We start from the raw sequence: 20,911 nt of genomic DNA on the forward strand, positions 1-20,911 counted from the left end.
TCATTGGTGGGCGCCCGCGGCGGCCGGCGGCGCGGTCAGGTTGTTCCTGAACCAGTACAGGTCGAGCACGCCGAGCAGCTGGACCAGGCCGTGGAAGGCCACCGGTTTCTGCAGGTAGGAGTTGGCGCCCAGCGCATAGGCCTTCTGGATGTCTTCGTCCTCGCCCGAGGACGTCAGCACGACCACGGGCGTTGCATCCAGCACGGACTGGCTGCGCACCCAGCGCAATACCTCGAGGCCGGAGCGCTTGGGCAGCTTCAGGTCGAGCAGCACCAGGTCCGGGAGCGGATGACGCTCGCGGTCGGCAAAATGCGCGCCGCCGTCCAGGTAGGCCACGGCTTCGTCGCCGTCTTCCACCACCTGCAGCGACACCGACAGGGCAGCCTTCTTGACGGCGCGCCGCGCCAGCAGCACATCGTCCGGATTGTCCTCCACCAGCAGGATGACCGGCAGTCCGGTCGCGTCGTCCTCGTCGCTCATGCTTTCCATCGCTTGTTTCCTTGTCGTCAGTCGGCAGCCTGCATGGCCAGCTCGAAGGTGGTGCCGCCGCCCTCGCGGTCGAGGATGCGCACCGTGCCTTCCATGCGCTCGAGGCCTTTCTTCACGATCGCCAGGCCGATGCCGGTGCCGGGGTAGCGCTCATGGCCGTGGAGGCGCTCGAACACCCCGAACACGTGCTCGCGGTGTTCGGGCGCGATGCCAATGCCATTATCGCCGATCAGGAGGCGGACTACCGCGCCATCGCGCATTCCCGCGATCGCGATGCGTGGGGTCACGCCCTTGTCCACGAACTTGATGGCGTTCGACACCAGGTTGGCGATGACCTGCACCAAGATGGTCGCATTGCCGCGCACGACCGGCAAGGGCCAGGCGAGCTCGAAGCGCGCGCCGCTTTCGGCGACCTGGGCCTCGAGGTCGCGCAGCACCGTCTTGACGACGGCGCCGAGCTCGACCCGCTCGAGGCGCAGCTCGGAACGCGACAGGCGGCTGTAGGCCAGCAGGTCGGTGATCAGGCGGTCCATGCGCACCACCGCGGCCACGATCCGGCCCGCGAACATCCTGCCGTCCTCGGACATGCGCTCGGCCTCGTCCTCGAGCAGGGCGGTGGCGAATCCCTCGACGTTGCGCAGCGGCGCGCGCAGGTCGTGCGCCACGGTGTGGGCGAACGCGCGCAGCTCGGCATTCGCCTCGGCGATCTGTTCGGTCCGTTCTTCGACCCGCTGCTCGAGCAGCTGGTTGGCTTCGATCAGCTTGCGCTGCGCAGCCTTGATCTGCGTGACTTCCAGCAGGGCGACGACGACGCCTTCCAGCCGCGCCCCATCGAGGACCGGATAGAAACTGGCCAGCCAGTCGCGCTGCCGCGCCGGAACGCCGGCCTCAGGATCGCCGTCCACACTGCTGCTGAACTCGACGCCGCTGACCTGGCGGCAGTCGCGCACGACCTGCTCCAGCACGGCGCCGACGCGCTCTCCCAGCGGTGGCGGCAGTACGAGCATCGGCGCCACGCCGATCATGTCGCGCTTGGATCTGCCGGCCGCATCGGCCAGCGCATCGTTCAGTTCCGCCAGGCGCAGGTCCGCGTCCAGCAGGCCGAGGCCGACGGGAACGGCGCGGTAGATGGTCTCGATCTGGGCCAGCCGGCGGCTGAGTGCGAGCTCCGATTCCTTGCGGGTGTGGATGTCTTCGGTCAGGCCGTACCAGGCCACGATGGCGCCGGTCTCGTCACGGCGCGGGGCCGCGCGCGAGCGCATCCAGCGCGCCTCGCCGGCGGTGGCGCGGATGCGGAACTCGACGTCGAGGGGCTCGCCGTTGGCCACCGCCTGCGCCCAGGCCTGGAGCATGGCGGGACGGTCTTCGTCGAGCACCGCGCTCGACCAGCCGGCGCCGGGAACGGCTTCGCGCGCCTGCCCCGTGAGCGACAGCCAGCGGTCCGAAAAGGTTTCGATGGCGCCCGCGGGCGAGGCGCGCCAGGGTATCTGGGGATTGAGTTCGATCGTGTAGCGGTAATTGGCCTCCGATTCGGACAGCGCCTGGGCCCGGGCCAGCAGGCGCCCGGCGTCGCGCGAAGACAGCACCCACAGCAGGACCACCAGCGCGATCGCCGTCGCGCCGGTGGTGGCGAAGGCGGCGATCAGTTCGCGGCGCCCTGCCTCGACCCGTGCCTGCCGCTCGCCCAGCAGGCGCTGCTCCTCGGCGCGGATCGCCACCGACAGCGCCAGGATGCGCTCCTTGAGCCGCAGGCCCGACTCCAGGGTTGCCAGGGTGGGTGGATGGCCGGCCTGCTGTTCCTGCAGGACGCGCTCGAGCAGGTCGAAGCGCGTGCGCAGCGCCCCCTCGAATTCGCGCAGCGAGGCCTGCTGGCGCGGGTTATCCTGCGTCAGCAGGCGCAGCTCGGCAACCTGGGGCAGCACGGCATCGCGTGCCTGGCGGTAGCTCGCCAGGAAGGGCGTGCTGCCGGTCAGCAGGAAACCGCGCTGGGCTGCTTCGGCTTCGCTCGTGTGGGCGATGGTGGACTGGACGTTTTCCAGCACCTCGCGGGTGTGCACCACCGACTGGAACGAAGCGGACTGGTTGCGGATGCCCTGGGCCAGTACCGCAAGCGCGGCCGCCAGCACCAGCAGGCTGAGGATGGTGGCGATGGTAACCGGGGGGCGCAGCGTGAATTTCTTCATAAAAACTTGCTGTCACATTCCACTGGTAAATGGCATGCGATAGCGGAATCCTGATCGGCCAAGCATACACGAGCGCCCCGAGGGCCGCCTCACGGGAGAGCCAGGCGCTCACCGCACCTGGATCCAGGTCGTCTTCAGCTCCATGTACTTGTCGAACGCATGCAGCGACTTGTCGCGCCCGTTGCCCGACTGCTTGTAGCCGCCGAAGGGCACCGTGATGTCGTCGTTGTCGTACTGGTTTACGTGCACGGTGCCGGCACGCAGGGCGCGCGCGGTGCGGATCGCCTTGCCCATGTCCGCCGTCCACACCGCGGCGGCGAGGCCATAGGGCGTCGCGTTGGCTTGGCGCACGGCCTCGTCGAGGTCGGTGAAGGACAGCACCGACAGCACCGGCCCGAAGATTTCCTCGCGCGCGATGCGCATCGTGGGGTCGACACCGTCGAACAGGGTCGGCTCGATGTACAGGCCACCGCTGTCCTGGCGCGCCGTGGCGCCGCCTGCAAGCAGCTGCGCGCCTTCACGCTTGCCGTCCTCGATGTAGCCGAGCACCGTCTTCATCTGGATCGGGTCGACGATCGCGCCCATCACGGTGGCTTCATCCAGCGGGTCGCCCGGCGCGTAGCGCGGTACCAGCGCCATCGCCTTTTCCAGGAACGCATCCTTGATCGACGCTTCGACGAACAGGCGCGACGGTGCGTTGCAGCTCTCGCCCTGGTTGAAGTAGATCGCGCCGATCGCGCTTTCCACCGCGGCGTCCAGGTCGGGACAGTCGGCGCAGACGATGTTGGCCGACTTGCCGCCCAGTTCGGTCCAGGCGCGCTTCAGGTTCGATTGGCCGGCCATCTGCAGGATCTCCTTGCCGACGCGGGTCGAGCCGGTAAACGCAATGCAGTCCACGTCCATGTGCAGGGCCAGCGCGCTGCCGGCCTCGTTGCCGTAGCCGGGCAGGACGTTGAACACGCCGGGCGGCACCCCCGCTTCGAGCGCCAGCTCGGCCAGGCGCAGCGACGTCAAGGGCGCTTTTTCCGACGGCTTGAGGACCAGGCTGTTGCCGCTTGCCAGCGCCGGGCCGATCTTCCAGGCCGCCATCAGCATCGGGTAGTTCCAGGGGATGACGGCGGCCACCACGCCGCTAGGTTCGCGCGTGACCAGGGCCAGGCTGTCCTCTCCCGTGGGCGCCACCTGATCGTAGATCTTGTCGATCGCCTCGCCGTACCAGCGGATGCAGTTCTGCGCCAGCTGCACGTCCACGCTCAGGCTGTAGCGGATGGGTTTGCCCATGTCGAGGGTTTCGAGCAGGGCCAGCTCGTCCCGATGCGCCAGCATCAGGTCGGCGAAGCGGATCAGGATTTTCTTGCGCTCCGCGGGCGCCTTGCCGGCCCAGCGCCTGTCCTCGAAGGCGGCGCGGGCGGCGCGCACGGCCGCGTCGGCGTCCTGGCCGTCGCAGCGGGCGACCTCGGCCAGCTTGCGGCCGTCGACCGGTGAGAAGCAATCGAAGCGGTTTCCTGAACGCGCATCGACCCGGAACCCATCGATGAAGGCGCGGCCGTCCGTCCGCAAGCTATCTGCCCGTTCATGCCACACAGAATTCGTCATCGCTGTCTCCGACTGTTAGCTATTGCTGACAATCTTAGCGCGTCGAGGCCTTTCGTCTAAATACTATCGCTGCGATTGGAACAATCAATTTCTTCAATCATATGCATGAGCAATAGAATAATTCTCTCGAATGACATTAATCGATAGAGAGAAGTTATGAAAACTCGGCACTTTCCTACCGGCCGCATGGTCGCATGCAGCCTGACCCTTGCAGTTGGCCTCATGGCCATGATCAACGGCGCCAAGGCCCAATTAACAAAAGATAACGGCGCCCCCGTCGGCGACAACCAGAACAGCCAGACCGCCGGCCCGAATGGCCCGGTGCTGCTGCAGGACGTGCACCTGGTGCAGAAGCTGCAGCGCTTTGACCGCGAGCGCATCCCGGAACGCGTGGTGCACGCGCGCGGCACGGGGGCCCACGGCAGCTTCACCGCCACCGAAGACCTGGGCGAACTGACCCAGGCCAAGTTGTTCAGCAAGGGCAAGGTCACCCCGGTGTTCGTGCGTTTCTCGACCGTCATCGGCGGCGCCGGCTCGACCGAGACTGCCCGCGACCCGCGCGGCTTCGCCACCAAGTTCTACACCGAAGAGGGCAACTGGGACCTGGTCGGCAACAACCTGCCGATCTTCTTCATCCGCGATGCGATCAAGTTCCCGGACATGATCCATTCGCTCAAGCCGGACCCGGTGACCAATACGGGCGACCCGCAGCGCGCCTTCGACTTCTTCTCGCATATCCCGGAAGCGACGCACATGCTGACCCGCGTCTATTCCAATTACGGGGTGCCGGCGAACTACCGCGAAATGAACGGCAGCAGTGTCCATGCCTACAAATTCGTGAACGCCAAGGGCGCCTACACCTACGTCAAGTTTGCCTGGAAGTCGCGCCAGGGCGAGCGCAACCTGCGTCCGGCCGAGATCGGCGCCGTGCAGGCCAGGACCACCAACCATGCAACCTCCGACCTGTACGAGGCGATCGGCAAGGGCCAGTTCCCGACCTGGGACCTGACCATTCAGACGCTCAAGCCGGAAGACCTGGACAAGTTCGACTTCGACCCGCTCGATGCGACCAAGGTCTGGACCGGAGTACCGGAACGCAAGATCGGCACCATGGTGCTGAACCGCGTGCCGGACAACTTCTTCGAATCGACCGAGCAGGTCGCCCTCGCCCCGGGTAACGTGGTGCCGGGTATCGAACCGTCAGAAGACCGCATGCTGCAAGGCCGCCTGTTCTCGTACAACGACACCCAGATCCACCGTGTGGGCACCAACTACCAGTCGCTGCCGATCAACCGCCCGCTGGTCCCGGTCAGGAACCACCAGCAGGACGGCGCCGCCAACATCAGCGGCCGCACCGGTTCCGTGAATTACGAGCCGAGCCGCCTGGCGCGGCTCCCGGCCAGCCCGCATGCCCGTGCTTCCGCCCTGCCCCTGCGCGGCGCCACCCAGCAGCAAGGGATCGCCAAGACCCTGAACTTCCGCCAGGCAGGCGAGTTCTACCGCTCCCTGAGCAAGCAGGACCAGGATGACCTGATCGCCAACCTGTCCGGCGACCTCAAACGTGTGAGCAACAAGGACATCCTGCACACCATGCTGTCGCACTTCTGGAAGGCCGACGCCGGCTACGGCCAGCGCCTCGTGAAGGCGGTCGGCGCCGATGCCGACACCATCGCCAGGCTGGCGGCCGCGCTGAAGGAATAAGCGCTCCTCCTATATAGCCCACCCCAGCCCACCGGCCCGCCATGGCTTCCATGGCGGGCTTTTTCCATTCCTTCCCATTCAAGCAACATCTGCGACAAAAGCGAGCAAAGTGTATGCCCGCGGCAGGAATCTGCCTTTATAATCGCGGATTTTCCGCCCGATAATTTTTCCTCCTCGGAGCCACGACCGCATGAACACCACTTTGATCGTTTTCGTCGCGCTTTACCTGCTCGGCACGCTGGGGCTCGGGATGTGGGCGGGCACGCGGATCAAGAATACCAGCGACTTCGCCGTGGCCGGCCGCAGCCTGCCGCTGATCATGGTGATCACGACCACCTTCGCGACCTGGTTCGGCGCCGAGACCGTGATGGGCGTGCCGGCCAAGTTCGTGCAGGGCGGCCTGAACGCCATCATCGAAGACCCGTTCGGCGCCGGCATGTGCCTGATCCTGGTCGGCCTGTTCTTCGCTTCCAAGCTGTATAAACTGAACCTCCTGACCATCGGCGACTACTACCGCCAGCGCTACGGCAAGGGCATCGAGGTATTCTGCTCGGTGGCGATCATCCTGAGCTACCTGGGCTGGGTGGCGGCGCAGATCACGGCCCTGGGCCTGGTGTTCACGGTGCTCACCAATGGCGCGATGGCGCCGGCCACCGGCATGGTGATCGGCACCCTGGCGGTGCTGATCTATGTCGTGGTGGGCGGCTTCCTGGCGGTGGCGATCACCGACTTCATCCAGATGATCGTGCTGGTGGTGGGCATGACCATCATCGCCTTCTTCGCGGCCGACCTGGCCGGCGGTCCGGACAAGGTGCTGGCGATGGCGCAGCAGGCCGACCTGTGGCGCGTGCTCCCGGAGCCGAGCTTCACCGACATCGCCTTCTTCGTCGGCGCGGCCGTCACCATGATGTTCGGCTCGATCCCGCAGCAGGACGTGTTCCAGCGCGTGATGTCGGCCAAGGACGCCCCGACCGCGCGCACCGGCGCCGTGATCGGCGGCGCCAGCTACATCCTGTTCGCCTTCGTGCCGATGTTCATCGTGGCCGCGGCCGTGGTCGTGATGGGCAACTCGGCGATGGAGATCGCCAAGAACGACTACCAGCGCCTGCTGCCGACCTTCATCATGACCAAGATGCCGCTGGTGATGCAGATCCTGTTCTTCGGCGCCCTGCTGTCGGCGATCAAGAGCACCTCCTCGGCCACCCTGCTGGCGCCGTCGACCAGTTTTGTGGAGAACATCCTGAAGAACCTGCGTCCGGGCATGAGCGACAAGCAGCAGCTGTTCGCGATGCGCCTGACCATCGTGATCTTCGCCGCGCTGGTGCTGAGCTACGCGATCGCGATGGAAGGCACCTCGATCTATGAACTGGTGTCGAGCGCCTACCAGGTGACCCTGGTCGGCGCCTTCGTGCCGCTGGTGATGGGCCTGTACTGGAAGCGCGCGACCACCCAAGGCGCCATCCTGTCGATCGGCGCGGGCATCGTGGTGTGGCTGCTGTTCTTCCCGCAGCTCACCAGCTGGGGCGAGCACTTCCCGGGACAGCTGGCGGGACTGCTGGCGGCGTTCGTCGGCATGTTCGCGGGCTCGCTGGCGCCGCAGTTTTTCCGCAATGGCGGGGAGCCGACGAAGCATATTGTGGCGAGCGCTTGAGTTCACACTGATTCAAGAAAATTGGATCCCGGCCTGCGCCGGGATGACGTGCTAGAGGTGTGGGCAAAAAGGTAACGCTACCTCTATTCACCAGCCCTAAGACCGTCGTTCCCGCGCAGGCGGGAACCCAAGTTTGCCAGCAGACCGCTAGCTACTCCATCCACCCTTTCTGCACCACCTCCTCCAGCGTCAAATCCAGGCAATACCCGATCCGCTCCACCATCTCGTCGATCTGCCCCACCGTGATCGACAGCGGCGGCGCCACGATCATCCGGTCGCCCACCGCGCGCATGATGACGCCGTTGTCGAACATGTGCTTGCGGCAGACCATGCCCACCGCGTGCACCGCGGGGAAGGCCTCGCACTCGTGCCTGGATGCCCCCTTGCGCCGCACCAGGTTCAGCCCCGCCGTCATGCCGCAGGTCTCGGCATGCCCCACCAGCGGATGCATCGCCAGCGATGCGACGCGGGACTTCAGGTGCGGCCCGGTTTCCAGCGCCACCCGCTGCACCAGGCCTTCGGCCTCGATGATGCGCAGGTTCTCCAGCGCCGCCGCGCAGGCCGCGGGGTGGCCGGAATAGGTGAAGCCGTGGTTGAAGTCGCCGCCCTTCTCGATCAGCATGTGCGCCACCCGTGAGCCCACCAGCACGCCGCCGAGCGGCACATAGCCCGAGGTGACGCCCTTGGCAAAAGCGATCAGGTCGGGCTGGAATTTCAACAGCTCGCAGCCGAACCAGGTGCCCAGGCGCCCGAAGCCGCAGATCACTTCATCCGACACCAGCAGGATGTCGTACTTGTCGCAGATGCGCTGGATCTCGGGCCAGTAGGTCGAGGGCGGGATGATCACGCCGCCCGCCCCCTGCACCGGCTCGCCGATGAAGGCGGCCACGCGCTCCGGCCCCACTTCGAGGATCTTCTGTTCCAGCCAGCCCGCGGCCTCGAGGCCAAAGGCCGCTTCGCTCATGCCCTGCCCGTGCTCGGCGTAGCTGGGCTGGCCGATGTGGACAATGCCTGGAATCGGCAGCCCGCCCTGGGCGTGCATGCCCGCCATGCCGCCCAGCGAGGCCCCGGCGAGGGTCGAGCCGTGGTAGGCGTTGCGGCGGCTGATGATGACTTTGCGTCCCGGCTTGCCGGCCAGCTGCCAGTAGCGCCGCACCATGCGCACGATGGTGTCGTTCGCTTCCGAGCCGCTGCCGGTGAAGAACACGTGCTGCATGTTCGGCGGCGCCAGCCGCGCCAGCAGCGCGGCCAGCTTCACCGCCGGCACGTTGGTGGTGTTGAAGAAGCTGTTATAGAAGGGCAGCTGCAGCAGCTGGGCGTGCACCGCGTCGGCGATGCTGGCGCGCCCGTAGCCGGCGTTGACGCACCACAGCCCGGCCATGCCGTCGATGATTTTGTTGCCTTCGGAATCCCACAGGTAGACGTCGTCGGCGCGCACGATCACGCGCGCGCCGCGTTCGCGCAGCGCGGCGTGGTCGGTGAACGGGTGCAGGTAGTGCGCGCTGTCGAGCTGCTGCAGGGCCTGGGTGTCATAGGTCTCGGATGCCTCGGGCGCAGTCACGCGCAGCGAGGCCACCATCGAATTGGTTGTCATGGCTGGCTCCCATTGTCGTGAGGACCAGTTAGACGTGCAGCAGCAGGTGTTCCCGCTCCCACGGACTGATGACGCGCATGAACTCCTGATGCTCGAGGTCCTTTACCGCAGAGTACACGTCGATGAAGCGCTCGCCCAGGACGTCGCGCAAACGGTCTTCGCGGCGCAACAGGGTGATGGCTTCCGACAGGCCTTGCGGCAGCTCGACCGGCATGTCGTAGGCGCTGACCTCGACCATCGGGCTCGGATCCAGCGCATCGAGCATGCCCAGGTAGCCGCAGGCCAGCGTGACCGCCAGCGCCAGGTAGGGATTGGCGTCGGCGCCGATCACGCGGTTCTCGACGCGCCGGTCCTGGGCGCCCGACACCGGCACCCGGAAGCCGACGGTGCGGTTGTCCATGCCCCACTGCAGGTTGATCGGCGCCGCCGAGTGGCGCACGATGCGGCGGTAGGAATTCACGTAGGGCGCGATGATGGCCATTGCCGAGGGCATGTAGCGCTGCAGGCCGCCGATGTAGTGGCGGAAGGCCGGCGCCGGGGAACCATCCGGGTTGCTGAAGATGTTGCGGCCGGTTTCCAGGTCGACCACGCTCTGGTGCACGTGCATCGCCGAGCCGGGCTCGTCAGCCATCGGCTTGGCCATGAAGGTGGCGTACATCTCGTGCTTGAGCGCCGCTTCGCGCAGCGTGCGCTTGAAGTAGAACACCTTGTCGGCCAGGCCGAGCGGATCGCCGTGCAGGAAGTTGATCTCCATCTGGCCGGCGCCGATCTCGTGGATCAGGGTGTCGACGTCGAGGTTCATCATCTCGCAGTAGTCGTAGATGTCCTCGAACAGCGGGTCGAATTCGTTGACGGCGTCGATGCTGTAGACCTGGCGGCTGGTCTCGGCGCGGCCGCTGCGGCCCACCGGCGAGGTGAGCGGCAGGTTGGGATCGATGTTCTTGGCCGTGAGGTAGAACTCGAGCTCGGGCGCCACCACCGGCTTCCAGCCGCGCTCGGCGTACAGCTTGAGCACGCGGCGCAGCACGCTGCGCGGCGCGTAGTCGACCAGCTTGCCGTCGGCGAAGTAGCAGTCGTGGATGACCTGGGCGGTCGGGTCGACCGCCCACGGCACCATGGTGATGGTGGTCGGGTCGGCCTTCAGGATCATGTCGCGGTCGGTGGCCGCGATGGCGCGGTTATAGGATTCGTCGCGCTCGGGAGTGTTGCCGGTGACGGTCATGCCCAGCACCACTTCCGGGATGCGCATGCCGCGGTCGTCGGTGAACTTGACGCGGGGGAGGATCTTTCCACGGGCCACGCCGGTCAGGTCGGGGACCAGGCATTCGATTTCGGTGACCCGTTTCGCGTTGAGCCACTCCTCCATGTCGGTGTAAGAAAAATTGTCGCGGATTGCCATGATTGCCTCACTGTCTGGTTCGGGTTTCGGGCGCACGGCGTATTCAGGCCGGGTGCGCTGGTCACATCAGGCAGGGAAGCTATGGGACGGCGCTGGTCGTCCACAGAAAGGGCGTCTCGAGAGCAGTCGACATCATGCGGAGCTCCGTTGCAGGGCTTGTTTCTGCGCCTGGTATTCACGGCAGGCATTGCCGAAGGCGCCGAACATCTTCATCGAGTAGGGGTTGTGCTGGATGCGCCATTCGGGGTGCCACTGCACCGCCAGCGTGAAGCCGGGCGCGGTGGAGACCGAGAAGGCTTCGACCAGCCCGTCCTCCGCTACTGCTTCGACGCTCAGGCCCGGTGCGAGTTCATTGACGCCCTGCCCGTGCAGCGAGTTCACCGGGATCTCCGACGCGCCAAGCATGCGCTCCAGACAGCCGCCGGGGGTGATGGTGACGTTGTGGGCGTCCCCGTACTGCTCGTCCATGCCGAGCTCGGGATTCTCGCGGTGGTCGAACTTGCCGGCCACGGTCTGCACCGCCTGGTGCAGGCTGCCGCCCATGGCCACGTTCATTTCCTGGAAGCCGCGGCAGATCGCGATGATCGGGATGCCGCGCTTGACCGCTTCGCGGATCAGGGGCAGCGTGGTCTGGTCGCGCGCCGGGTCCTGCGGCAGCGAAGGGTCGAGCACTTCTTCGGAATAGTAGCTGGGGTGCACGTTCGAGGCCGAGCCGGTCAGCATGATGCCGTCGCACAGGGCCAGCACCGTTTCCAGGTCCAGCGATTCGCCCAGGGAAGGCAGGATCATGGGTGCGCAATCGGCGCCGAGGACGACGGCGTCGACGTACTTGTGTTGGGCGGCGTGATAAGGGTGTTCGCCGAAATCACGCGTGCATGCGGGGACGATGACGATGGGGCGCATGGTCTCTACCTTGTCGTGAAGCGCACGAAACCATGATACGAGCATTCTGGTCCGGGCGCGAGGGGCTATTGATTCAGATCAAATACGCCTAGCTACGTCGGCGCAGAGCTGCTGCTTGCCGCTGATCTGCCGGGGAACGGGAGCCGACCTATTCGATTGTCCCCCGAAAATCCATAGCAAAAGCTTAACGGTAACTCCTAAAGCGTGCCAACACGGTTCGGCCTCATGAAATTTTCTTTCATTTCTTGGCTACTTGAGAAATATTATTTCAACCAAAGTCATATGTGCTTCAGTATCAGCACCGTGGTGAACGGACTTTGAACAGCTAAATTGTTTCCGTACGCCAACACCTTTTACCATTAGCACAATAATCGCGTACAATTCGTCAATTATGACAATATTCGTTGTCTAAACTTTGACGGTACATGGATTCAAACACTATGAAATTGACTGATGTTCGCATCGGCATACGCTTGGGCGCGAGCCATGGCGTATTGCTGATTCTGATGGTTCTGCTCACCGGCGCCGGCGCCTGGCTGCTTCGCAACTTCGATTCCCTGAACGAGCGCATCATGCATAACGCGGTTCCGAAAGAACGTCTGGTCACCGAATGGCGCCACCTGAACGCACTCAACGCCACCCGCACCGCGCTGGCGCTGGCCACCGGCGATGCCGCACAGCGCGCCGCCACCCAGGCAGCCATGCGCCAGACCAGCGAACGCATCACGGAAATCCTGAAGGAACTGGAACGGACCGTGGCCACTCCCAAGGGCAAGGCCCTGCTGGCGGACATCCTGGCCAAGCGCACGGCGTACATCGACGTGCGCAAGGCCTTGCTGGCGGCGGAGGATGCGGGCGACCAGGCCGCGAGCACCGAGGGCAATGCGCGCATGCAGGCGGCATTCGACGCCTACGATGCGACCCTGGGCGCATTGGCCGGCAACGAGCGCAAACGCGCCAGCGAAATGGAACAGGAAATCGCCGAGGCGAACAGCCGTGGCCAGCTGCTGCTGGGCGTGCTGTGCACCGTGGCCCTCGTCATCGCGGCCGCGGCCACGGTGTTCGTGACGCGCTCGATCACCCGGCCCCTGGCGCGTGCCGTCGCTGTGGCGCGCACCGTCGCCGCCGGCGACCTCTCCAGCGACATCGACACGCAAGCGAAGGACGAAACCGGCGAGCTGCTGGGCGCCTTGCGCGAGATGAATGCCAGCCTGCGCGCCATCGTGGGCGAAGTCCGCAGCGGCGCCGACACCATCGCCACCGCATCGGACGAGATCGCGCGCGGCAATCTCGACCTGTCGAGCCGCACCGAGCAGCAAGCCGGTTCGCTGGAGGAAACCGCCTCCTCGATGGAAGAGCTGACCAGCGCCGTGCGCCAGAACGCCGAGAATGCACGCCAGGCCAACCAGCTCGCCCTCCAGGCTTCCAGCGTCGCACAGCGCGGCGGCGAAGTGATCGCGGGCGTTACCACGACCATGAGCGCGATCCGGGAATCGGCCAACAGGATCGTCGACATCATCGGTGTCATCGACGGCATCGCTTTCCAGACCAATATCCTGGCGCTGAATGCGGCCGTCGAAGCGGCCAGGGCCGGCGAGCAGGGACGCGGCTTTGCGGTGGTGGCCTCGGAGGTGCGTACGCTGGCCCAGCGCTCCGCCAGCGCGGCCAAGGAAATCAAGGCGCTGATCGGCACCTCGGTGGAGAACGTGGGCGCCGGCAGCCGCCAGGTGGAGCAGGCCGGCGCGACGATGGACGAGATCGTGCGCAGCGTGGCGCGCGTCAACGACATCATGGGCGAGATCACGCTCGCCAGCCGCGAGCAGGAGACCGGGATCGAGCAGATCAACGGGGCAGTCGGCGAGATGGACACCGTGACGCAGCAGAACGCGGCACTGGTCGAGGAAGCGGCGGCGGCGGCGCAGTCGCTGCAGGAGCAGGCGGCGCGCCTGGCCGAGGCGGTCAGCGTGTTCAGGCTGGACGGCGCGGCAGGCGGCGTGCGCAGGGCGGCAGGCCGGGAGCTTCGCCCGACGCAGGCCCTGGCCCTGGCCTGAGGCGCTTACTTCTTGTATTCGTAGTACTTGCGCGCGTCGCCGCGCACCTGCTCGGCCGGGTATTTCTCCCGGTTGAGCACCATCTTTTCCTGCACCGCCTTGAAGAGGTCCACGTCGAGCTTGTCGGCCAGGCGCACCAGGTAGACCAGCACATCGGCCATCTCGTGGCGCACCTGGACCAGCTTGTCGGGGCCCAGTTCCTCGAGGCGGCCATGCTGCAGCCACTGGAAGTGCTCGAGCAGCTCGGCCGCCTCCACGCTGAGGGCGGAGGCGAGATTCTTGGGCGTGTGGAACTGGTCCCAGTCGCGCTCGTCCACAAACGTGCGGACGAGCTCGCGCAGCCGGATCAGATCACTGTCCGCGGCGTTCGTCACGAACCTGGTCCCCGTCCATGTAGCCCTGCAGCACGCGCTCGAGCTTCGGTGCGATCTCCTCGAAACTGCTGACGGTGATGCCGAGGTCGCGCAGCAGGCCGTCATGCACGCCGTAGACCCAGCTGTGGATGGTGAGCGGCTGGCCGCGTTCCCAGGCGTCGCGCACGATGGTGGTCTGGGCCACGTTGATCACCTGCTCGGCCACGTTCAGTTCGACCAGGCGGTTGACCGCCGCCTTGCCGGCCACGTTGCCGAGATACTTGCCATGCTTGTCGCGCACGTCGCGCACGTGGCCGAGCCAGTTGTCGGCCAGGCCGACGCGGGTGCCGGTCAGGGCCGCGCCCACGCCCGAGCAGCCGTAGTGGCCGCACAGGATGATGTGCTTCACCTTCAGCACGTCGATCGCGAACTGCAGCACGCTCAGGGCGTTCAGGTCGGAGTGCGCGATCACGTTGGCGATGTTACGGTGGACGAACAGCTCGCCCGGCGCCATGCCCAGCAGCTCGTTGGCCGGGACGCGGCTGTCGGAGCAGCCGATCCACAGGTATTCCGGGGCCTGCTGTTCGGACAGCGCCTTGAAGAAGTTCGGGTCTTCGGCCACCATCGAGGCGGCCCATTTGCGGTTGCGTGCGAAGAGGTCTTCGGCGGTCACGCCCGTCGTCTTGTTTTCCAATTTCTCTCCTGTCTGATGCGTGCTGAATAGACGAAAGTATACCAGCCGGACGAAAAAAAACCGCCGGGGCCTTCGCCGCCGGCGGTTCAGTATGGTCTCTTACTCGAAGAAGTCCTTGACCTTGTCCATCCAGCCCTTGCTCTGCGGGCTGTGCTTGGCCCCGCCTTCGCTGGTGGAGCGCTCGAACTCGCGCAGCAGGTCCTTCTGCTTGTCGGTCAGCTTGACCGGGGTCTCGACGACCACGTGGCAGAACAGGTCGCCGGTGTAGCCCGAACGGACGCCCTTGACGCCCTTGCCCTTGAGGCGGAAGGTCTTGCCGGTCTGGGTGCCTTCGGGCACCGTGAACGACACCTTGCCGGTCAGCGTCGGCACTTCGATCTCGCCGCCCAGCGCCGCCTTGGCGAAGGAAATCGGCATTTCGCAGTGCAGGTCGTCGCCTTCGCGCTGGAACACCGGGTGCGGCTTGATGTGGATCTCCACGTACAGGTCGCCCGACGGTCCGCCGTTGGTACCCGGCTCGCCGTTGCCGGTCGAGCGGATGCGCATGCCGTTGTCGATGCCGGCCGGGATCTTCACTTCGAGCGTCTTGTTGCGCTTGATGCGTCCGGCGCCGCCGCAGGCCGCGCACGGTTCCGGGATGATCTTGCCGCTGCCATGGCACTTCGGGCAGGTCTGCTGGATGCTGAAGAAGCCCTGCTGCATGCGCACCTGGCCGTGGCCCGAGCAGGTGGTGCAGGTGACCGGCTGGGTGCCCGGCTTGGCGCCGCTGCCGTGGCAGGTGTCGCACTTGTCCCAGCTCGGCACGCGGATGGTGGTCTCGTAGCCGTGGGCCGCCTGCTCCAGGGTGATCTCGAGGTTGTAGCGCAGGTCGGCGCCGCGGTAGACCTGCGGGCCCGAACTGCGGCCACGTCCGCCGCCGAAGATGTCGCCGAAGATGTCGCCGAAGGCGTCGCCGAACCCGCCTGCCCCGCCACCGAAGCCGCCGCCGCCCATGTTCGGGTCCACGCCGGCGTGACCGTAGCGGTCATAGGCCTCGCGCTTCTCCGGATTGGTCAGCATCTCGTAGGCTTCCTTGACCTCCTTGAACTTCTCTTCCGCTTCCTTGTTGTCAGGGTTGCGGTCAGGGTGGTATTTCATCGCAAGCTTGCGATAGGCCTTCTTGATGTCGTCTTCCGACGCGGTCTTGGCGACCCCGAGGATCTCGTAAAAATCACGCTTTGCCATTGGCGGCACCTTGCTTGTTGTACTGGTAAAACGGTGGTTGCAAAAAAACCGAGCCGGGGAACCTGGTGGTCGCAGCGGCTCGGCGATTCCCGCGGGAGGGCGGCATCAAGGCCGCCCCACCGGGGATTACTTCGCGTCTTTCACTTCCTTGAAGTCCGCGTCCACGACGTCGTCCTGCTGCGGCTGCTGTTCGCCGCCAGGCTGCTGGCCACCGGCTGCGCCGGCCGCGCCAGCCTGCTGCGCCTGCATGTCGGCGTACATCTTCTCGCCCAGCTTCTGGGCCGCAGTCGACAGGGCCGCGGTCTTGGCGTCGATGTCCGACTTGTCGCCGCTCTTGATCGCGCCTTCCAGGTCGGTGATGGCCGCTTCGATCTTTTCCTTCTCGCCGGCGTCCAGCTTGTCGCCGTACTCGGTCAGGGACTTGCGGGTCGAGTGCACCAGCGCGTCGCCCTGGTTGCGGGCTTCGGCCAGTTCCTTGACCTTCTTGTCCTCTTCCGCGTTCAGCTCGGCGTCCTTCACCATCTTCTGGATTTCTTCTTCCGACAGGCCCGAGTTGGCCTTGATGGTGATCTTGTTTTCCTTGCCGGTGGCCTTGTCCTTCGCGCCCACGTGCAGGATGCCGTTGGCGTCGATGTCGAAGGTCACTTCGATCTGCGGGGTGCCGCGTGGTGCCGGCGGGATGCCTTCGAGGTTGAACTCGCCCAGGCCCTTGTTACCCGCTGCGATCTCACGCTCGCCCTGGTAGACCTTGATGGTCACGGCCGGCTGGTTGTCGTCGGCGGTCGAGAACACCTGCGAGAACTTGGTCGGGATCGTGGTGTTCTTGTGGATCATCTTGGTCATCACACCGCCCAGGGTTTCGATACCCAGCGACAGCGGGGTCACGTCCAGCAGCAGCAGGTCCTTGCGGTCGCCCGACAGCACCGAGCCCTGGATCGCGGCGCCGACAGCGACGGCTTCGTCAGGATTGACGTCGCGGCGTGGCTCCTTGCCGAAGAATTCCTTCACCTTTTCCAGGACCTTCGGCATGCGGGTCATGCCGCCGACCAGGATGATGTCGTCGATGTCCGAGACCTTCACGCCGGCGTCCTTGATGGCGACACGGCACGGCTCGATGGTCTTGGCGATCAGTTCTTCCACCAGCGCTTCCAGCTTGGCGCGGGTGATCTTCAGGTTCAGGTGGACCGGCGCGCCGTTCGCCATGGCGATGTACGGCTCGTTGATCTCGGTCTGCTGCGAGGACGACAGCTCGATCTTGGCGCGCTCGGCCGAAGCCTTGATGCGCTGCAGGGCGATCGGGTCCTTCGACAGGTCGAGACCGTTGATCTTCTTGAATTCGTCGATGATGTAGTCGATTACGCGCTGGTCGAAGTCTTCGCCGCCCAGGAAGGTGTCGCCGTTGGTCGACAGCACTTCGAACTGCTTCTCGCCGTCGACGTCGGCGATCTCGATGATCGACACGTCGAAGGTGCCGCCGCCGAGGTCGTACACGGCGATCTTGCGGTCACCCTTGTCGGTCTTGTCCAGGCCGAATGCCAGCGCGGCCGCGGTCGGCTCGTTGATGATGCGCTTGACGTCCAGGCCCGCGATGCGGCCGGCGTCCTTGGTCGCCTGGCGCTGCGAGTCGTTGAAGTAGGCCGGCACGGTGATGACGGCTTCGGTCACTTCTTCGCCGAGGTAGTCTTCGGCGGTCTTCTTCATCTTGCGCAGGACTTCAGCCGAGATTTGCGGCGGCGCCAGCTTCTTGTCGCGCACGCCGACCCATGCGTCGCCATTGTCGGCGCCCAGGATCTGGTACGGCATCAGCGAGATGTCTTTCTGGACTTCCTTCTCCGCGAATTTGCGGCCGATCAGGCGCTTCACGGCGAACAGGGTGTTCTTCGGGTTGGTGACAGCCTGGCGCTTGGCCGGGGCGCCGACGAGGATCTCGCCGTCTTCCTGGTAAGCGATGATCGACGGGGTGGTGCGCGCACCTTCCGCGTTTTCGATGACCTTAGGCTGGCCATTTTCCATGATCGCGACGCAGGAGTTGGTGGTTCCCAGGTCGATACCGATGATCTTGCCCATGTTTGTTTTCCTTTTAAATGCTGTAGTTTCGGATTAATTCAATATTGGGAAATACCGCGCTCTTTCAAGGGCGAACCTACTGCGCGTTGCACTGGCGGTTTGCGATGCTCGCTGTACTCCCGTACAGCTGCGCTTCTCAACCACCATTGCCGCCGCTCGCTACGGTTCGTAGGCGCAGCGTCCAGCTCCTGCTTACTTCGGCGCTGCAGCCGTCACGATGGCCGGACGCAGCAGGCGGTCGGCGATCATGTAGCCCTTTTGCAGCACGGTGACCACGGTATTGGCCTCCTGCTCGGACGGCACCACGGCGACGGCCTGGTGCTTGTTCGGGTCCAGCTTCTCGCCGGCCTGAGGCATCACCTCGAGCAGGCGGTTCTTTTCAAACGCGGCGCTCAGCTGCTTGAGCGTCATTTCCACGCCTTCGCGGATCGCTTCCACGGTCTGGGTTTCGACCTTCAGCGCCATTTCCAGGCTGTCGCGCACCGGCACCATGGCCTCGGCGAAGCTTTCGATGGCGAATTTATGGGCCTTGGTCACGTCTTCCTGGGCGCGGCGGCGGATGTTTTCCGCGTCGGCCTTGGCGCGCATGAATGCGTCGTGCATCTCGGCCAGCTTGGCTTCGGTGGCGCTCAGCTGGGCTTCCAGGTCCGACTGCGCCGACGCTGCGTCGCCGGTCGGCGGCACGCCGGCCTGGCCCGCGCTTGCCTGTGCAGCCTCGTTGGCGGCAGCAGCGGTGGCGGGGTCCATTCCGTTGCCCTGCTGGGACAGCTCTTGGTTTTCTTGGTCTTGCATCGAAAAAACTCCTAGAATCAAGGACTTGGCTGAATTGGTAACGTATCCTGCCGTACTCACAGGCCCCTACATGGGGCGATGTCCTACATTTTCAAGGGGCATTTCCAGTTCGCCCCATGAAAAAGTAGAAATCATTTGTTACAAGATTTACGGTTTCCCTGAATCATTTCCCAGCGAAAAGTCTTAATCTTCCTGACAAGCTTGCGGCATGGGCCGCAGCTGCCGGGGATGAGACAACATGAGACTTCAACTGATCAGTGGCGCCGTTGTGCTGTACACCATCGCGGTGCTGGCATGGCTGTGCTACGTCGGTATCGGCGCGGCGCCCTGGCATTGATGGGCAACCGCCTATTTTAGCAGCTTGTCGAGGCGCGTCCCTGCGCGCCCTCGGCTCAGACTCCCGCCGGAGCGCCCAACTGGGCCGCATGCTGCGCCCCGACCTGCACGTCGCGCTTCTGCGCCGCGCGCTGGGCCGGCGTGAGAATGGTCGGCCAGCCGATCAGGTGCTGTTCCGCGATCTCGGCCAGCCCGGTGATCCAGGCCGGCGCTTCGTTCAGGCAGGGAATGTAGTGGTATTCCTTGCCACCCGCGGCTTCGAAGTCCTGCCGCACTTCCATGTTGATCTCTTCCAGGGTTTCCAGGCAGTCGCTGGTAAAGCCCGGGCAGATCACGTCGATGCGCTCGATCCCCTGGCGCGCCAGCTCCTGCACCGTGGGCGCCGTGTACGGCTGCAGCCACTCGGCCTTGCCGAAGCGCGACTGGAAGGTGACGATGTATTCGTCGGCGCCCATGCCCAGGGCAACGGCCAGCAGGCGCGCGGTCTTCTGGCATTCGCAGAAATAGGGGTCGCCCAGCATCAGGGTGCGCTTGGGGGTGCCGTGGAAGCTCATCACCAGCTTTTGGCCGCGGCCGTGCGCTTCCCAATACGATTCGACCTGCTCGCGCAGCGCCTCGATGTAGCCTTCGTGGTCGTGGTAATGGCGCACCAGGCGCAGTTCGGGGATGTTGCGCACCTGCGCATAGTGCGCGTAGACGGCGTCCCAGACCGAGGCGGTAGTGGTGCCGGAATACTGGGGATAGGCGGGCAGCACCACGATGCGCTGGCAGTGCTGTTCCTGCAGCCGGTCCAGTACCTCGGGCAGCGAAGGCGAGCCGTAGCGCATCGCCATTACCACCTTCACGCCTTCGTGGCCCCGTTCGGCGAGCGTCTTTTCCAGCAGCGCGGCCTGCTTCTGGGTGTGCACCTTCAAGGGCGAACCCTCCTTGGTCCAGATCAGGCGGTACTTGGCGGCCGACTTCCCGGAGCGGAACGGCAGGATGACCAGGTTCAGGATGAACCACCAGATCCTGGCCGGGATCTCGACCACGCGCGGGTCGGAAAGGAACTGCTTCAGGTAGCGGCGGACGGCCTTGCGGCTGGGCTCGTCCGGCGTGCCCAGGTTGACCAGCACGATGGCGCTGGAGGGCACGGTGCCATGGGTGAAAGGCGGTTCTTTTCTGAAGGGCATGTGTGAAGGGCGTTAACCGGGGGACCGCCATTATAAGTGGCGCTCCCCTGCTTTACGTGTCTACGGCAAACAACACCGGGTCAGGTAGTGGTGTGCAGGCGCACGTCGATGTTGTTGCGGGTGGCGTTCGAGTAGGGGCAGACCACGTGCGCCTTGTCGACCAGTTGCTTCAGTTGGGCCTGGTCCATGCCGGGGGCCTTGATGGTGAGGTCGACCTCGATGCCGAAGCCGGTCGGGATCTGGCCGATGCCGACGTCGCCGGTGACGGTCAGGTCCTGCGGCAGCGTCACGTTCTCCTTGCCTGCCACGAACTTGAGGGCGCCCAGGAAGCAGGCCGAATAACCGGCCGCAAACAGCTGCTCGGGATTGGTGCCGGAGCCGCCACCACCGCCGAGCTCTTTCGGGGTGCTCAGCTTCAGGTCAAGCACGTTGTCGGAACTTTTCGAGCTACCTTCGCGGCCGCCTTGCGAGGTGGCCTGGGCGCGGTACAGCACTTTGTCGATGCTCATTCGAACTTCCTCCTGTGTTGTTGTGGACGGGTCCGCGGATGCGGAGCGTTTATCACTTTGCCACAGAATGGTGAAAGGAGGATGACGGTAGGGTGATCTAGTCCAGTAGACCAGATCAAGTTTCGCCGACCGCGCGTTCAGCCGGCTCGTGAACCGACCTTGCGTCTCTTCATGCGTGATTTGAACGCGCGGTCGGC

At 65.0% G+C, this 20,911-nt stretch carries 16 protein-coding genes; 3 read left to right on the forward strand and 13 right to left on the reverse strand.

The genetic code is table 11. The annotated features are described in order from the left end of the window. The 3 genes from LK539_RS15730 to LK539_RS15740 form a co-directional block, all read right to left on the reverse strand. A complete protein-coding gene (locus LK539_RS15730; RefSeq protein ID WP_227801996.1) occupies nucleotides 1-489 on the reverse strand; it encodes a response regulator in 489 nt (162 codons plus the stop codon). 17 nt (nucleotides 490-506) lie between these two features. Beyond that, nucleotides 507-2,672, reverse strand: coding sequence for a CHASE3 domain-containing protein (locus LK539_RS15735; protein WP_227801997.1), 2,166 nt, complete (start codon nucleotides 2,670-2,672; stop codon nucleotides 507-509). A 108-nt stretch (nucleotides 2,673-2,780) separates the two neighbouring features. Then, nucleotides 2,781-4,268, reverse strand: coding sequence for an aldehyde dehydrogenase (locus tag LK539_RS15740; protein ID WP_227801998.1), 1,488 nt, complete (start codon nucleotides 4,266-4,268; stop codon nucleotides 2,781-2,783). A 156-nt stretch (nucleotides 4,269-4,424) separates the two neighbouring features. Here LK539_RS15740 and LK539_RS15745 point away from each other — a divergent pair, with 156 nt between their 5' ends. After that, nucleotides 4,425-5,969 carry a catalase gene (locus tag LK539_RS15745; protein WP_307729110.1) on the forward strand — a complete coding sequence of 515 codons (1,545 nt, stop codon included), beginning with the start codon at nucleotides 4,425-4,427 and terminating at the stop codon, nucleotides 5,967-5,969. Nucleotides 5,970-6,159: 190 nt separating this feature from the next. Then, entirely contained in the window at nucleotides 6,160-7,620 is a 1,461-nt protein-coding gene (locus tag LK539_RS15750; protein WP_227802000.1) for a sodium:solute symporter family protein, read from the forward strand. 151 nt (nucleotides 7,621-7,771) lie between these two features. On the opposite strand, the gene LK539_RS15755 is transcribed toward LK539_RS15750, so the two are convergent. The 3 genes from LK539_RS15755 to LK539_RS15765 all read right to left on the reverse strand — a co-directional run bounded on the left by LK539_RS15755 (nucleotide 7,772) and on the right by LK539_RS15765 (nucleotide 11,516). Continuing rightward, nucleotides 7,772-9,214, reverse strand: coding sequence for an aspartate aminotransferase family protein (locus LK539_RS15755; protein WP_227802001.1), 1,443 nt, complete (start codon nucleotides 9,212-9,214; stop codon nucleotides 7,772-7,774). Between the two features lie 28 nt (nucleotides 9,215-9,242). Beyond that, nucleotides 9,243-10,613, reverse strand: a complete 1,371-nt coding sequence (locus tag LK539_RS15760; RefSeq protein ID WP_227802002.1) for a glutamine synthetase family protein — start codon at nucleotides 10,611-10,613, stop codon at nucleotides 9,243-9,245. Nucleotides 10,614-10,745: 132 nt separating this feature from the next. Continuing rightward, nucleotides 10,746-11,516: a gamma-glutamyl-gamma-aminobutyrate hydrolase family protein gene (locus tag LK539_RS15765; protein ID WP_227802003.1), complete on the reverse strand. Its 771-nt coding sequence runs from the start codon at nucleotides 11,514-11,516 to the stop codon at nucleotides 10,746-10,748. Between the two features lie 440 nt (nucleotides 11,517-11,956). Here LK539_RS15765 and LK539_RS24485 point away from each other — a divergent pair, with 440 nt between their 5' ends. After that, nucleotides 11,957-13,567, forward strand: coding sequence for a methyl-accepting chemotaxis protein (locus tag LK539_RS24485; protein WP_307729111.1), 1,611 nt, complete (start codon nucleotides 11,957-11,959; stop codon nucleotides 13,565-13,567). Nucleotides 13,568-13,572: 5 nt separating this feature from the next. On the opposite strand, the gene LK539_RS15780 is transcribed toward LK539_RS24485, so the two are convergent. The 7 genes from LK539_RS15780 to LK539_RS15810 all read right to left on the reverse strand — a co-directional run bounded on the left by LK539_RS15780 (nucleotide 13,573) and on the right by LK539_RS15810 (nucleotide 20,714). Then, entirely contained in the window at nucleotides 13,573-13,941 is a 369-nt protein-coding gene (locus tag LK539_RS15780) for a nucleotide pyrophosphohydrolase (RefSeq protein ID WP_227802004.1), read from the reverse strand. Then, nucleotides 13,919-14,614 carry a carbonate dehydratase gene (gene can, locus LK539_RS15785; RefSeq protein WP_227802005.1) on the reverse strand — a complete coding sequence of 232 codons (696 nt, stop codon included), beginning with the start codon at nucleotides 14,612-14,614 and terminating at the stop codon, nucleotides 13,919-13,921. Before can ends, LK539_RS15780 begins: the two co-directional genes overlap by 23 nt. 99 nt (nucleotides 14,615-14,713) lie before the next feature. Next, nucleotides 14,714-15,838 (reverse strand): molecular chaperone DnaJ, encoded by a 1,125-nt coding sequence (dnaJ, locus tag LK539_RS15790; protein WP_227802006.1) that lies wholly within the window; start codon nucleotides 15,836-15,838, stop codon nucleotides 14,714-14,716. A gap of 126 nt (nucleotides 15,839-15,964) precedes the next feature. Further along, nucleotides 15,965-17,905, reverse strand: coding sequence for a molecular chaperone DnaK (gene dnaK / locus LK539_RS15795; protein WP_227802007.1), 1,941 nt, complete (start codon nucleotides 17,903-17,905; stop codon nucleotides 15,965-15,967). A 192-nt stretch (nucleotides 17,906-18,097) separates the two neighbouring features. Next, nucleotides 18,098-18,697, reverse strand: coding sequence for a nucleotide exchange factor GrpE (gene grpE / locus LK539_RS15800; RefSeq protein WP_227802008.1), 600 nt, complete (start codon nucleotides 18,695-18,697; stop codon nucleotides 18,098-18,100). Nucleotides 18,698-19,089: 392 nt separating this feature from the next. Further along, entirely contained in the window at nucleotides 19,090-20,205 is a 1,116-nt protein-coding gene (gene hemH, locus LK539_RS15805) for a ferrochelatase (protein WP_227802009.1), read from the reverse strand. 80 nt (nucleotides 20,206-20,285) lie between these two features. Beyond that, complete coding sequence (locus tag LK539_RS15810; protein ID WP_227802010.1) at nucleotides 20,286-20,714, reverse strand: organic hydroperoxide resistance protein; 429 nt, start codon at nucleotides 20,712-20,714, stop codon at nucleotides 20,286-20,288. Nucleotides 20,715-20,911 lie beyond the last annotated feature (197 nt).

Origin of the sequence: Massilia sp. IC2-476, assembly GCF_020707295.1 — a bacterium.
Classification (GTDB): Bacteria; Pseudomonadota; Gammaproteobacteria; order Burkholderiales; family Burkholderiaceae_D; genus Telluria.

Excerpts from the sequence above, each read along its gene's own strand:
- LK539_RS15730 (WP_227801996.1), bottom strand. The coding sequence starts at position 489 with ATGGAAAGCATGAGCGACGAGGACGACGCGACCGGACTGCCGGTCATC.
- LK539_RS15735 (WP_227801997.1), bottom strand. The coding sequence starts at position 2,672 with ATGAAGAAATTCACGCTGCGCCCCCCGGTTACCATCGCCACCATCCTC.
- LK539_RS15740 (WP_227801998.1), bottom strand. The coding sequence starts at position 4,268 with ATGACGAATTCTGTGTGGCATGAACGGGCAGATAGCTTGCGGACGGAC.
- LK539_RS15745 (WP_307729110.1), top strand. The coding sequence starts at position 4,425 with ATGAAAACTCGGCACTTTCCTACCGGCCGCATGGTCGCATGCAGCCTG.
- LK539_RS15750 (WP_227802000.1), top strand. The coding sequence starts at position 6,160 with ATGAACACCACTTTGATCGTTTTCGTCGCGCTTTACCTGCTCGGCACG.
- LK539_RS15755 (WP_227802001.1), bottom strand. The coding sequence starts at position 9,214 with ATGACAACCAATTCGATGGTGGCCTCGCTGCGCGTGACTGCGCCCGAG.
- LK539_RS15760 (WP_227802002.1), bottom strand. The coding sequence starts at position 10,613 with ATGGCAATCCGCGACAATTTTTCTTACACCGACATGGAGGAGTGGCTC.
- LK539_RS15765 (WP_227802003.1), bottom strand. The coding sequence starts at position 11,516 with ATGCGCCCCATCGTCATCGTCCCCGCATGCACGCGTGATTTCGGCGAA.
- LK539_RS24485 (WP_307729111.1), top strand. The coding sequence starts at position 11,957 with ATGAAATTGACTGATGTTCGCATCGGCATACGCTTGGGCGCGAGCCAT.
- dnaJ (WP_227802006.1), bottom strand. The coding sequence starts at position 15,838 with ATGGCAAAGCGTGATTTTTACGAGATCCTCGGGGTCGCCAAGACCGCG.
- dnaK (WP_227802007.1), bottom strand. The coding sequence starts at position 17,905 with ATGGGCAAGATCATCGGTATCGACCTGGGAACCACCAACTCCTGCGTC.
- grpE (WP_227802008.1), bottom strand. The coding sequence starts at position 18,697 with ATGCAAGACCAAGAAAACCAAGAGCTGTCCCAGCAGGGCAACGGAATG.
- hemH (WP_227802009.1), bottom strand. The coding sequence starts at position 20,205 with ATGCCCTTCAGAAAAGAACCGCCTTTCACCCATGGCACCGTGCCCTCC.
- LK539_RS15810 (WP_227802010.1), bottom strand. The coding sequence starts at position 20,714 with ATGAGCATCGACAAAGTGCTGTACCGCGCCCAGGCCACCTCGCAAGGC.